9 protein-coding genes are annotated in these 14,405 nt (G+C 44.0%); 1 reads left to right on the forward strand and 8 read right to left on the reverse strand.

Translation table 11 applies throughout. The features are described from left to right. Nucleotides 1-53: 53 nt before the first annotated feature. Nucleotides 54-434: a hypothetical protein gene (locus tag I2I33_RS19665; RefSeq protein WP_087420771.1), complete on the reverse strand. Its 381-nt coding sequence runs from the start codon at nucleotides 432-434 to the stop codon at nucleotides 54-56. Beyond that, complete coding sequence (locus I2I33_RS19670) at nucleotides 431-607, reverse strand: hypothetical protein (protein ID WP_158572066.1); 177 nt, start codon at nucleotides 605-607, stop codon at nucleotides 431-433. The genes I2I33_RS19665 and I2I33_RS19670 overlap by 4 nt, the downstream gene beginning before the upstream one ends. A gap of 486 nt (nucleotides 608-1,093) precedes the next feature. On the opposite strand from I2I33_RS19670, the gene I2I33_RS19675 reads away from it, so the two are divergent. Continuing rightward, nucleotides 1,094-2,686, forward strand: coding sequence for an ABC-F family ATP-binding cassette domain-containing protein (locus tag I2I33_RS19675; RefSeq protein ID WP_195666879.1), 1,593 nt, complete (start codon nucleotides 1,094-1,096; stop codon nucleotides 2,684-2,686). Between the two features lie 122 nt (nucleotides 2,687-2,808). Here I2I33_RS19675 and I2I33_RS19680 read toward each other — a convergent pair whose 3' ends face one another. From I2I33_RS19680 to I2I33_RS19705, 6 genes are all read right to left on the reverse strand, one after another. Continuing rightward, a complete protein-coding gene (locus tag I2I33_RS19680; protein ID WP_087420773.1) occupies nucleotides 2,809-5,979 on the reverse strand; it encodes a S41 family peptidase in 3,171 nt (1,056 codons plus the stop codon). 12 nt (nucleotides 5,980-5,991) lie between these two features. Then, a complete protein-coding gene (locus tag I2I33_RS19685) occupies nucleotides 5,992-7,014 on the reverse strand; it encodes a hypothetical protein (RefSeq protein WP_087420774.1) in 1,023 nt (340 codons plus the stop codon). Between the two features lie 140 nt (nucleotides 7,015-7,154). Beyond that, nucleotides 7,155-8,618 carry a RagB/SusD family nutrient uptake outer membrane protein gene (locus I2I33_RS19690; protein ID WP_229128396.1) on the reverse strand — a complete coding sequence of 488 codons (1,464 nt, stop codon included), beginning with the start codon at nucleotides 8,616-8,618 and terminating at the stop codon, nucleotides 7,155-7,157. Between the two features lie 24 nt (nucleotides 8,619-8,642). Continuing rightward, nucleotides 8,643-11,957: a TonB-dependent receptor gene (locus tag I2I33_RS19695; RefSeq protein ID WP_087420775.1), complete on the reverse strand. Its 3,315-nt coding sequence runs from the start codon at nucleotides 11,955-11,957 to the stop codon at nucleotides 8,643-8,645. Between the two features lie 35 nt (nucleotides 11,958-11,992). Further along, nucleotides 11,993-13,237 (reverse strand): FecR family protein, encoded by a 1,245-nt coding sequence (locus tag I2I33_RS19700; protein ID WP_087420776.1) that lies wholly within the window; start codon nucleotides 13,235-13,237, stop codon nucleotides 11,993-11,995. 106 nt (nucleotides 13,238-13,343) lie between these two features. Next, nucleotides 13,344-13,937 (reverse strand): RNA polymerase sigma-70 factor, encoded by a 594-nt coding sequence (locus tag I2I33_RS19705; protein ID WP_087420777.1) that lies wholly within the window; start codon nucleotides 13,935-13,937, stop codon nucleotides 13,344-13,346. Nucleotides 13,938-14,405: the final 468 nt, after the last annotated feature.

Below are 14,405 nucleotides of genomic sequence, written 5' to 3' on the forward strand. Positions count from 1 at the left end.
AGATTATTTTATTGAACTATTTATAATTTTGCAGTCATGAGAAAAGAAGGAATTTACACACTTTTTGAAACACTATCGTTTATCGTGTTTGTTGCCGTGAGTCTTTGCTCGTAACATTCGGAGAAACTTCTGCCAGGATTAAAGGATGTGATCAATTCAATGTCGATGACGGGACTGATCTTGATAGATATGTTCTGTTGGCCTCGTTTCACGTCCTCTGGGAAATCATCAAATTCGTAACCAAGTTCATTCAAGGCCTCTCGTAAAGCCACGAGGTTTGAAGGTGTTGTGTCTATCCAAAAATCCACATCAGCCGAATGGCGTTGATAACCGTAAAAGTTTACAGCACCCCCACCAACCATTAACATCTTCACGTTGTGCTTTTGGGCTAGGGATATGAACATCCATACATCTTCATCGAAATCGAGACTCATACCTTGCGTTCTAGGATAAAGTTATTACTATGCTTTTCTCGCTTGGTTTGAAACTTGTTAATCTCCACCATTAAACGCAAGAAGAACAGGAACCTCTCGTTAGGGGTTCTCTCCCGAGCTTCTTTGTCTCGTCTAGCTTGACTTTCAGCCTTTGTTTCAAACCGTATTTCCATGCTTCTCGTGTTGATTGATATACAAAGTTACAAAATATTCTGGTTCGTGGTGATCATCATGTTTGAAAATGTACCTTATTTCTATAAACACACTCTCTACTTTCTATTCTCTGTCAATAGACAGCCACGAGAGTGACTGTTTTTTTATTTGAATAAAATTCCTATCTTTGTCCCTATAAATTTAATACTTACACGAATGAAGATGTCTAAATAAACAAGTCGGTTGTAAAACCGGTAAAGTCTCCAAAGTCTACGTGATAGGAGCAGCGGGTTTTATTAATTGTTTTATGTGCAGCATACAATTGTCTTGAAGTTGTAGTGTGCCGACTTTTAATTTAGGAATCATGTGTACCATCCAAAGTATTCATTTGTTATTCCGAACAGGTTACGTGAAAACAAGTTTTTAAAAGAACTTGTGAGAGATTCGTGTATATGTTTCCGCCCGAAATAAGTCAATCCGGTATTCATTTTTTTATTTGAAGTTTTATGAGTGAGATTATAGTGAAACAGGTTATGTATAGCCATGCAGATAAGGAACTTTTGTTTCAGAATATTAGTTTTCGGGTTCCGGACGGGAGTAAGGTTGCGTTGATCGGGAATAATGGTTCGGGGAAGTCAACGCTGTTGCGGATGATTACGGGTGATTTGCAATCCGTATCGGGAGAGATCATTGTCTCGGAGAAGCCTTATTATATCCCGCAGCACATGGGACAATTCGATTCGTGGACCGTGGCTGAGGCATTGCAGGTGGAGCGGAAAATAGAAGCATTGCACGCGATACTTGGCGGGAGTGTTGATGTAGAGTCTTTCACGATTCTAGGAGATGACTGGGATATAGAGGAGCGGAGTCGTTCGGCATTGGAGTATTGGGGATTACTGAACGTGAAACTTGATCAAAAGATGTCTTCGCTGAGTGGGGGAGAGAAAACGAAGGTTTTTCTGGCAGGGATTCAAGTACATTCACCGGGGGTGATTTTGTTGGACGAACCGACGAATCATTTGGATAGAGGGAGTCGAGAGAAATTGTATGATTTGATTTGTCGGGGAAGTGCAACCGTACTCGTGGTGAGTCATGACCGGATATTGTTGAATTTACTGTCGACGATGTTGGAGTTGGAACGTAAAGGGATAGTGCTTTATGGTGGAAATTATGATTTTTATAAAGAGCAGAAAGAGATACATTTGAGAGCACTGCGTGAGCAGGTCAAGGAGAAACAGAAAGAGCTACGGCTGGCTAAAAAGATTGCCAAGGATGCGGCAGAACGACAGCAGAAACGGGAAGTTCGGGGAGAAAAGCAAAGTTTGAAGAAAGGAATTCCCCGGATTATGATGAATACGTTAAAGAATAAGGCGGAAAAGTGTACTTCCCATTTGAGAGATGTGCATGAGGGAAAAATAGATGCGATTTCCATGACTCTTTCGGAAAGCCGGGCGGCCTTGCCGGGTGTGGAACAAATGAAAGTAGATTTCAACCCGTCGCGATTACACGAGGGAAAAACCTTGATCACGGCTCGTGGCGTTAATTTCAGCTATGGCATGGAATTATTGTGGGAACAGGCGCTTTGTTTCGAGATCAAGAGCGGAGAACGTGTCGGTCTGGATGGAAAAAACGGTTCGGGAAAGACGACGTTATTAAAATTACTACTCGGACAATTGGAGCCGACGGAAGGCGTGTTGAACCGGGTGGATTTTAAATATGTGTACGTGGACCAGGAGTGTTCTTTGTTGCGGGACAATTTGACGGTCTATGAGCAGGCAGAATGTTTTAACGAGCAGAATATCCCGGAGCATGAGTTGAAGATGCGATTGAATCGTTTCTTGTTTCCCCGGGAGGTCTGGGATAAACCTTGTTGTAAATTAAGTGGAGGAGAGCGGATGCGTCTCGTGTTGTGCTGTCTGATGATCGGTAATAACACGCCTGACGTATTTGTGTTGGATGAACCTACGAATAATCTGGATATATTGAATATTGAAATTATAACTTCGACCATTAAGGATTATCGGGGAACAGTGATTGCTGTCTCGCATGACCGGAGTTTTATGAATGAAATTGGAGTGAGTAGGTATATAGAAGTATAAATTTCCAATTGTATCGGGGGAAATATTGACTAGGTTCTCGTATTTTGTTTTATTGTCATAAACCTCTTTTGAACTTTATCAATATTCGCCCCGATTATTCCTTTTTGTATTTTTCAAATGTCCTATTGATTGATCTCTTTCAGTAGCTCCCGGACGGCTTGTTCCAATTGTTGGTCTATTCCTTGCAGGAGTTTGTTCGGGTCATTTTCAACACGGGTGTCAGGTTCCAGTTGCTGGTGTTCTAGGTATTGGCCGTTGTTTGCCTTGATACCCATTTGTGGGATGCCGAACACCAACGTCGGGTCTTGCTGTGTTTCCCACCACACGAGTGTCATCGTGCCGGGGATGGGCATTCCGATGATTTTTCCTAGGCCTAGAGTCCTGTACCCGTATGGAAATCCATGACCATCGCTATAATTCCCCTCGTTGACTAATAAGATAGAAGGTTTGCTCCATTTGTTGAACGGTTCTACACAAACGTGTTGTCCGCGGGGAGAGATGTCCATGTATTTTTTGCCGCTGAATAGCGTGAGCAGGTCTTCATGTAGCCAACCGCCCGTGTTAAAACGGGTGTCTACGATGATTGCCTCTTTATTCCGGTTCATCCCGAGCGCTTCGGAAAAGACTCTGCGGAAACTGGGGGTGTTCATGGCTTCGACATGCACATAACCGATGCGTCCGTTCGAGAGGCTGTCGACGATGGAACGGCGTTGTGCAATCCAACGGTTGTAACGTAAGGCATGGTCGGAGGCGATCGGTTTGACGAACACGTTCCATTCATTGCGGGTGGAAGGATCGTAAAGAGTTAGTAGGGTACGTTCCCCGACAGTTCGGTTTAACAGATGTTGCCAATCTTGTCCTTTTCGTATGGGTTTATTATTTATCCTTAGGATGATAACGCCCGGTTTTACCCCTTTTTGCGGGAGATCCAAAGGACCTTGGTGTAATATTTCGGTTATTTTCACGCCATCTTCTTGAAACTTCTCGTCAAAGAAAGCCCCCAGTTTTCCTGTGATATTGTTTTCTTGTCGGGTATATCGGGTTCCGGTGTGCGATACGTTTAGTTCTCCCAACATTTCGCTCAACATTTCACTGAAATCGTAATTATTATTGATATGAGGCAAGAAACGTTGGTAGGTGTCATGATAATATTGCCAATCCGTGTTGTTCATATTCGGGTCGTAGAGTTTATCTGCCATCTGTTTCCAGATGTGTTCGAATATGTAATGCCGTTCTTCTCCGGGGCGCCAGTTGAAGTCTGCATTATAAGTAACGGGTCTGTTTTGCCCGGAATTGAGATCCAGAACTTGGATGCGCCCTCGTGACAGAATGAATAGTTTATGACTTGCCTCGTGAGGAATAAGTTGCCCACCTCCGTTTTTGAGGCAGAGGCGAGTACTCTGTTCTTGTAGGTCTTGAACCCAAAGGTCATATCCTTCCTCCGACCGGGCCGAGTAGTACAGTTTTTTACCATCAGGAGTAAGATAGAAATCTCCTACTGATGATGCACTCCACGTCAGGCGAAGAAGGCGGTCGGATAGATGCTCCAGCTCGAAGGGTGCGTTTTTGTCTTTTAGGGTATCTTGTCCGTAAAATTCCCGTTCTTCCTTCGTTTTCTTCCAGTTATTCCATTCCGTGGAGTTTAGGAAAAGGATGTAAAGATCGCTATTTGTTCCCCAACTTCCGTGATTCCGGTACCCGTTATAATCCGAACGATAGATAATTGCGTTTCCTTTCATCGCCCATTTGGGGGTATTGTCGTTGTATGCACTCCGGGTTAGATTGATCGGAGGTCGGGTTTCAGAGATGGGAAGTAAGGCCAAGTCGGAATTGTTCCACCCCCCGTTTTCAAAAAAACTGGCAAGAATGTGTTTGCTATCGGGGGACCAGCAATAATATTGGTCTCCGTCAACGTAAGAATAGTTGTACTTCCCGTCGAGTATGGTAATGGATTTGTTTGTTTGCAAGTTCAGTACTTTCAGTGTGGTACGGTTCTCGATGTAAGCGATGTATTTCCCATCCGGAGAATACTGGGGTTGGAAACAGGGAGCCTCTTTTGAATGGGTGAGTTGTTTCTCTTCCCAGCTCGTGGCATACGTGAATGCGTTGTCCTTGGGATTGGTTAGCGTGGAACAGAAAATATTCCAAATGCCATCTCTCTCGGCGGCATAGACAATGGAACGTCCGTCCGGGCTGAAATCTATTTGCCTCTCTTGGGAGGGCGTGTTCGTTATACAACGGGTGGTTGAATAATCAACAGAGGTAACAAATAGGTCTCCTCGTTGTATGAATGCAATCTCTTTCCCTTTGGGCGAAACTGCAATTTCTTGCGCTCCTGTCGTGAAATTTTTTAATATCTCCCGTGATTCTACTTGATCCGTCAGGATGGAGATATTTATTTTGCGAGCTTTTTCGCCTTCCCGGATGGTGTATATTTCTCCGTCAAAGGAGTAACAAAGCGTGCCGTCTACAGCGATAGAGAGCGATCGGACAGGATTTTTCGCGTGGAAGGTGATCTGGATAGTTGTGTCCGGATGTTGTAACGACATTTTCCAAATGTTGAAATCACCGGATTGTTCTGAAAGATAATAAACATCTTGTTCGTCAGGAGAAAATACGGGTTCTCGGTTTTCTCCTTTAAAGGAAGATAGCTTGCGTGTCTTCCGTTCTTTCTTGTTGTAGATCCAGATGTCTCTGGCGATAGATGAGGTGTGATGTTTTCTCCATGCATCTTCGTAACCTTTATAATCATGATAGAGAAACAAATTGTCGGTTTGGTTGACTGAAACGTTGTTCACGGGAAGAGAGATAATACGTTCTATCCGGCCGCCTTTTGCCGGGACACGATATAGTTGTTGCATGTTCGGGAACGGAAATTGTCCGTATTCTTTGTCAAAGCCGTTGGATGCCGTGAAATAGACTGATTCCCCGTCCGGGCTAAAACAACAGGGAATTTCCGAGCCAGATTGAAAAGTAAGTTGGGAAGGGGTTCCCCCAAGTGCGGGCATGATATAAATGTCTTGACTTCCTTCCCGGTCAGATTGAAAAGCGATCTGTTTGCCGTCTGGGGACCATATCGGATGCGAGTCATATCCGGGGTGGGTGGTTAATTGTTTGGCCAGCCCTCCTGAGATGCTGACCGTGTAAATGTCACCTTTGTACGAGAATGCGATGGTCTGACCGTTTGGAGAAATGGCCGGGTAGCGTATCCATAAAGGATGTTGCGATGTTCCGAGAGTAGGGAGAATACAAGATAGCAAAGCTACCAGTAAAAGGAATAATGGTTTTATCATATCGGAAATGTTTTATTCTGAGAATATAATAATTGCATTTGTGTTGTGTTTAGACGTGGCGATGGATAGCTCTCCTGCCCGATAGTACCGGTTGTTGCCTTTGTAGGAACCGTCTGCGTATTTCAGGTTCATTCCCCAAGGATCGTTAACCTCCATCCATACCGTGCCATCCACGATTTTGTAGCCTTTAACGACAAGAAAATGCCCGATAGTTCCGTTATAGAATTTATGGATATGGTATTCTGAGTTTCCATTCTTATCGAATGTCACGTATTGCATATCAAGACAAATAATGATAATATGCCCGTTCTTTAGCTCGTTCGTGATTTGCGTGACGAATTTATCTTCTATTGTCTCCAAGGTTATCATGGAGGTCGTGATGCCGTGGTGGTTCAAATAGGCTTGCACGTCTTGAGGGTACCAGGGAATGGAGCCGTCGATGGTACTTTTCGGGAATTCGTTTCTTGCTTCTTCAACCGAGTAGGGGAAAGAAGGATCGGTCCATAAAGCGGCCATAACCGCACATGTCGGTCCGCAGTTGTCGTTGGAATATGGTCCCGTGTCGTGTTGTTGGAGGTAATAGCCGTTCGAGGAATTACCGTTATTGGAATGCTCCTCCGCTATAAAATAGCCGAGTCCCCAGGGGATAGAATGGTCGTTGTTGGTAATCGTCACCTTCCATTGGGACTGGTCGGTTTTGTTGCCGGCTGTTATGGTGTAGGTAACGGTAGATTTGAAGTCCTGTTTACTGTTTCCGCTGATTTGTTCTTGATTGTTAACCGTGGCCGTTGCTCCTTCGGAAAGGGTGAATCGGGGGCAGAGATTGGTACCGCTTTTGATTGAAACCGGGACCTGCAAATAGATCGTTTTGTTGTCGGTGTCGATAATCCCTTCTCCCGAATAACCGTTGACGGAGAAGGTGAGCATATCGGTTCCTGATAAATCTTGAGTCTCGTTATCATCTTTATCTTGACAGGCAGAAAAGAGAAATGCTGCCGTGATGAAACATAGGAAATATAAAGTATTCTTTTTCATGGGATGATTTGTTAGATCAAGTCGTTACGGATGTGTCAAGAATTCCCGGGAAGTGATTTTGTACTTCCCGGGAACCTGTAATTGATGCTTTGTTTATACCGTCATCTTTGATGCCGATAACCACAATTTCGAGTGAAAGTTTATTCTCTGGAATATCCCGGATTCTGTTGCATATCCGGATTCATTTGGAATTGTTCTTTGGGGATAGGCAATATACACTTTGTGTAATCCCAGTTGATTTCTTCCGGGATCCCGTCTAAATGCCAACCACCTTTACGGATAATTGTCTGATTGTTACGTAGAGCATCGAAATAACGATGTCCTTCTCCAACCAGTTCTTTCCTGCGTTCTTTCAGGACTCTGTCCAGTGTAAATTCAGCATCGCTGACAGATTTATCCGGGTTGGCACGTGAAACGATGTCGTTTAGATAGCTTAATGCCGGACTTCTGTATTCGCCTCCCGCTTTCAGTCCGGCTTCTGCTGCAATCAAATATACTTCAGAGAGCCGGAATACCATGTAATTGTTTTCAACGGAAGGAACGCCGTAAGAGGTGCCGGGATATTTCATTAGCCAGTAACGGATATTTTGTTCTATCTCTTGCCCGTTATAAACTTGATCGAGTAATTGGCAGCGTATGTCATCCGGGTCTTCGGCCATGAGATCCACGAAATCTTTCGTTGCAACGATGTCCGCGTATCCCCACCAGTGCATACTGTATGCGAGTCCATCACGGCCCGGGTTATCCGAGGCGGAAAAAGCGATTTCGAACAGTGATTCGCTACCGAATTTGTTGTTTAATGCGAATTGAGCGGCATAGTTGTTCCGGGGGGCCAAATAGTATTGTCGATTTTTTTCTAGTTCCGTGATCAAGTCTTGCGCCGTTTCGAAGGCCTCCTTGTTTTGTTCGCGATATAAATATACCCGGGCTAACAGGGCTTGTGCCGCGTAGGCATTGATCTGTCCATTGTTTTTCTCGGAAGAAAGCAAGGGAATCGCTTGCTTCAATTGTTTGATAATAAAATCATAACATTCGACGACAGTATTACGGATGGGTTGTTCCGTTAAGGAAATTGCGTGATCCAGAATAGGAACTCCCCAAGAAGCTCCTTGATCTTTTGCATACGGGTAGCCGTGGGTGCGTAATAGGTCGAAATGTGCTAGGGCGCGAATCGCTATAGCCTGCCCTTTGTAATCGTTCAATTGGTCCGGGTCGCTTTGGGCATCGGTAATTTTGTTATTATCGATAGCTTGGATGATATTGCTGGCATTACGAATCGTGTACCACGGACGTCCCCAGAGCCCTCCGTTCCCTGTCGATTGGGTTGATTGGTCGAAAGTATACATGGTGTAGGGCGTTCTTCCTGAAATGTACAGGCATTGCATATCGTCTCCCTTTACTTCTCCGTAAAAATAGAGCGAGGCTGCATAATAGTATTGAGAAGCCATGAGTGCGTAGAGACCGTTAACAGCCGTTTGAGTTTCAGCAATTGTCGTGATTGCATTTTCAGTGACGACGGCATCGTCTGGAAATTTTGTTAAGAAATCATCCCCGCAGGATATAAAAAGGAGGGTGATCCAAGATATAATGAATAGTCGTTTCATAATTTTCACGTTTAAAGTTTAGTTTTATAATCCGATCTCTATACCGAAAGCATACGTCTTTAACGGGGGAACATTGAACTCTACTGTTCCGGTTAATTCAGGATCGTATTGGTCATAAGAAGCCCACGTCAACAAGTTGGTCCCGGAGAAATAAACACGTGCCATCGAAAGACCAAGAACATCGGTCCAACGTTTGGGTGCGGAGATTCCTAGGGTGAAATTTTTCAATCTCAGGTGATCCGTGCTGTGTATCCCTCTGGAAGAATGCCACCAGCCACCGTACTCTTGTCCTGCCACGTATCGGGGTATGTCGGTCTTGTCTCCCGGTTTCTGCCAGCGTCTCCGTAACTCGACGCTTTTATTTGTGTTTGCCGCGTGTCCGTCATCCTGTAATGCCCACATGGCAGCGTCGTATGAATGTCCGCCGAGCGAGAATGAGAAGTTGAAAGACAGGTCTGCGAAATAATACCGGAATGTATTTGTGAAACCTCCTGTTAGTTTCGGGTAGATATCTACCAGCGGGATGGATGCTGCGTCGTTCGGGTCATACACTTTTTCTCGTGAACGTACTCCGTCCTTCCCCTCTTGATTGGAATAATACATCGGTTTCCCGTTGTCCGGATCGACCCCGGCATATTCTCTCAAGCAAATTGTGCCATAGGAATAACCTTCTTTGCGGATGTAATAGTTGGCAGCGTAAAATTCGGATAAGTCTGCCAGTTTGATGATTTTATTTTTATTGGATGCCATGTTCAAGGCTGAGGACCACGAGAAGTTTGCCTTTTGAATATTGACGGATTTTATATCCAGCTCGAAACCTTTGTTTTCCATTTCTCCGACATTATCGAGGATCGTACCGAAGCCCGTGATTGAGTTTACTTGGCGATCTAGTAATAAATCTTTTGTCGTTCTCTTGTAGTAGTCGAATGAAATATTCACTCGATCGAATAAACTCAAATCGATGCCGAAATTCAGGGAATAGTTCTTCTCCCAACTCAGGTTATCATTGGCGATGACCGATTCTACCATGGCCGGTTTCTCGTTATATGACCAGCTCGTGGAGTAAGAACCGTAGAATCCGTACAGGGAAACGGGAATATTTCCGTTAACACCGTAAGATAATCTGATCTTGGCATCCGTTAACCACGAGGAGAGGCTCATCATGAAGTTTTCCTGCGAGATACGCCACGAGCCGGAGAGAGCCCAGAAATTGTCCCAACGATTATCTTTTTGTAAACGAGAGGAACCATCCCTACGGAAGCTGAAACTCAAATAGTATCTTTGATTGTAGTCATAGTTTACGCTTGCAACGTAGGACAGCATGGCATCTCCCTTCTTGGTTTGGCCCACGGATACCGGTGTCGAGGCGTTCGATAGGGTATTGTTTTTCGTGTTTGCGTAATTTTTAGCCTCTCCGAAAAGGTCATCGTGATCCCAGTGTTGTACCTCGTAGGCGATGGTCGCATCGACGTTGTGTAAACCGAACGAGTTGGAGTATGCTAACCGGGTATTTGAGTTGTACCGGATATTTTCAACCATCCACATATCTCCTTGTCCATTCATGGCAAGTCCGTCGGAACTGAGCGGGGAGAAGTAACGGAAATCTTTCGTGTAGGTGTAATCCACGTTGAATGATGTGGACAATTTGAGGCCCTTGATAATTGTGTACCCGGCTTCGAGTGATGCGAATGTTCGGGCAACCTGCGTGTAGTAATCGTTGATCGTGTTCTCGTAAAGAGGGTTTAGATTGCCGTTTAACGGGATATTCGTGTTATACGTCCCGTCCTCGTTGTAGATCGGGACAGAAGGCGTCAAGCTGTACTTGGACGTGTACATGGCACTGGAATACCACTGTCCCTCGGGTGTCGCTTTGGATTTGGTGACGGATAATAGGGCGTTCATGGCCAGATCGAAACGTTTATACGTGTTGGAAAAATTGAAATGTCCTCCCAGGCGTTCGAATCCCGAATTAATGGACACACCTTCCTGTTTGGTATAACTGATACTTCCGGCGAATTGAGTATTCGAGTTGCCACCCATTGCGGAGAAATCATAGCTCTGCTGGTGGCCCTTGCGGAATAGCTCGTCAAACCAGTCGGAATAACCGTTTGCCGGTTTTGACGCGTAAATGTCAGCTTGTTGGTCCGCGTATTCTGCCGCGGCTTCCGGGGTAGCCCCTTCATCTAGCTGAGCATTGAGATAACCTTCCCGGATTAATTCCCGGCGTTCGTCTCCTCCCATGGTTTCCCGAAAAGTGTAAGCGAGATCGGAAATACCGTAGCTGGCTTTCAAGCTGTATGTTGTCTTCCCCTGTGATCCTTTTCTCGTGGTAATCAGAACGACCCCGTTGGCTCCCCTTGCCCCGTAAAGCGAGGCGGAAGCGGCATCTTTCAGAACAGTGATGTTTTCGATGTCGGCCGGGTTTAACGTGGAGATAAAGCCAAGTCCGCCCGTGTTCATGTCATTACTACTCATGTTGCCCGATGTGATCGGAACACCGTCCAGCACGTACAAGGGTTCATTGGATGCGTTGAACGAGCCGATACCGCGGATTCTCATGCTCACGTTCGAACCGGGTTGTCCGGAGTTTGAATAGAGAGATACTCCCGGGAGATTGGCTTCCAGCATTTGGGTAACGGACACTACCGGGAGACTTTTCATTTTATCCATGTTTACCACGGAAGCCGATCCCGTGTAGGATGATTTTTTGAAATCCCCGTATCCGGTCACGACAACTTCTTCAATGACCCGCGAGTCGTCTTCCATGATAACATTAAGTTGGTGATTTGCAGGTATCGGTAGATCTTTATCCTTCATTCCTAAGAATCTGAATTGTAAGATGTTGTCCGGGGCCGCTTTGATGGAGAAGTTCCCGTTGATGTCTGTCACCACGCCGGACGTGGTTCCTTTGATCACGATAGCAACGCCGATGATTGTTTCTCCTTTCGTGTCTTTCACGTTTCCCGTGACGGTAATCAATTCTTTCTTTTCTGTTTTCTTTTCTAAAACAACGATCTGTTCCCCGGTGATTTCATACGTGAAATTTGTTCCGTTGAAAATTTCGTCCAGAACGTTTTTGATCGGGGCGTTTCTGACTTGTATGGAGATGTTCTTCAATTGTTTGATCTGCTCTGTTTTGTAGAAGAACTTGTAAGAACTCTGTTGCTCTATTTTGAGGAATATGAGTGTCGCCTCGGCATTTTTCATGTTCAACGTGATGCCTTTGTCTTGCCCCATGGACGGGTAGGGGATAATGTAGAGCATACATGTCATCCAGGAAATAAAGAATATCCTGAAAATCCTTGAGGAACGATGTCCTTGTGCTTGATTTTTTTTCATAGGCTTGTCATTTTGTTAGTTTGTATTTGTGGATTTTATTTCGGATGAATAAAAATGGTATCTTGTTTTATGGTATAAGTGATATTGGCGCTTAATGAGATGATGTGCATGGCCTCTTGAATGTCTTCCCGATGGAATTTACCATTGAAACGATCGGAGGAATCGATCGAGGCGTTGTTGACAAATGTGATGCCATACCACCGAGATAGTTTGTCCAGCATTTCGTTAAAATTTTGATTGTCCAAGCGGAGAATGCCGTCTTTCCATTGGGTCATTAACTTGGCATCAATGTCCGTGATCGACATTTTTTGTTGTAGGGTATCTAGCGTGAGTTGCTGGTCCGCATGGAGAATGGCTTTTCTATGATAAGCGGTTGCTTGAATACATCCCTCGACAAGGATTATACTGGTTTCTGCCATATCTGGGTAAGAGCATATATCGAAAGAGGTTCCGAGAACTCGTGTTTCCAAGTTACGACTCTTGACGATAAACGGATGAAGTGAGTCTTTTTGCACCTCGAAATAGGCTTGTCCCGTGAGTTGCACGACTCGCTCTTTGCCCACGAAGTTCACGGGGAATATCAAGGAACTTTCGGAGTTTAACCATACTTTGGTTCCATCCGCTAACGTGATATTGAATCGCTCCCCGCGAGGAATATTTAACGTGTTGTAAATTTCTTGAGTGGCAACGCTATTATTTTTCTGGTATCTTATCTGGCGATCTCCGGATCGGTGTAATTGTGTTCCATCTTTTTCTTGAAGAGTCGTATCTGTGGTAATCAGGTTAATTATCGAACCGTCTGCACGTATAAGTGTAGGAGATTGGAAATGTTGTATTTGTGCGGAAGGTAATGGCTGTACGGGCGATTCCTGTTGAGTGGCAAGATAATACCCGATAGATAGAGAAAAAATGATGATCGCTGCATATTTGGGAATTTGGCGAAGATAGTTGTGGCGTTTCCCGTGTGGCGTCGATAAAATGTATTTTTGATATTGCCGGAATGCCTTTGCTTTTTCCTGTGCGGAAATAGATGCGTGGGTGGTTGCGTTCCAAAGCTGTTTGAACTGTTGGAAATATTTCTCGTGTGAATCATCCTTGATCCATTCTTTAAATGTCGAAAATTCTTCGGGGGATGCCGTGTCATTCAGTATATTAAATAGCATATCCTCGATGGAGTTTTGCGTCCCAAAGTCGTTCGTTGGGGAAGGCCTTGATGATTTGTCAGGGTTAGATTTTTGATCGAAATCACCATTTTTTATATTATTGTCTTTGTCGTGCATAACTGAAATTTTAAAGAAATCTATGAATCACCCATAATGCCGATTCATTAATGAGTCATTTAACGATATGACGCATTGAATTTCAGTATCCCCCAAAAAATAATAGTTAAAAATGTTTAAAGAAAAGAATGGCTACGAGTAACCATTCAAGCTCTTTACGTAGGCGGGCAAGAGCAATTGTTAATTGGTTCTCAATTGTTTTCGTGGATAGATTTAATTGTCGGGCAATTTCTTGATGCGATTTGTGTTCGATCCTGCTAAGAATAAAAATTTCTTTACAACGGGGTGGGAGCTGGTCTATTGCTTCGTTGATAAAATGGTTTATATCTTTATTTATTAATTCTAGTTCGGATTCCGGTGTTTGAATCAGTTCTTGGAAATAAATGTCTAGCATGGAATGTTCGATATATTTTTGAATCACCGCTTGGTGGCGTATAGAACTGATACATTTGGTGTAAACCATTTTATACAGGTAGGAATGCAGGGAGGTTTTTATATTTAGGTCAGAGTGCTTATCCCATAGTTGAAAGAATATGTCTTGAATAATATCTTTGGCCGCATCCCGGTCATGTAGTAAACGGTAGGCATAGTCTACTAACGGAATGTAATATTGATCAAAAAGAGTTTCAAAGCTCTTTTTATCTCCATGTTGGAGTTGAAGGATATAGATTGATTCCGGCTGTTCAGTATGCTCCCGCATCTTGATTTATATATTAGGTTGGATACAAATATACTAAAATTTGATAATAATGAGTAAATAATTAAGTTGTAATGAAAAATGAAGGGGAAATAAGTATTCCTAGGTAGCATCATTCCGATCGGACCTCTGTACAGTAGAAAGTTCCTTTGAAGTTCCCTGTAGTTTCCTGAAATCGAGTAAACCAATTTCAGGAAACTACAATGCACGAATTTATTTTGTTTAGCCTTCCAGTTTATGGAGAGAACTAGGCGTAATCTAACCGTGAAGTAATCGAGAAACTACCTCTCGTTCGTTGCTTATTCAGAGCTTAAGCGGAGTTTATTCTATCCGGGCTGCATGAGCCACGAGTAAGCTCTGAATCAGTTTCGAAAAAGAGGAACCTGCTCTCTTCATTCTCGGTAGGATTACCATTACTTCTTTTATTTTAATGCTTACATGGGGGGCCGGATAATGATTTGGTTTACATCT

Source organism: Butyricimonas sp. BSD2780061689_150309_C8 (assembly GCF_015560935.1).
GTDB lineage: Bacteria > Bacteroidota > Bacteroidia > Bacteroidales > Marinifilaceae > Butyricimonas > Butyricimonas paravirosa.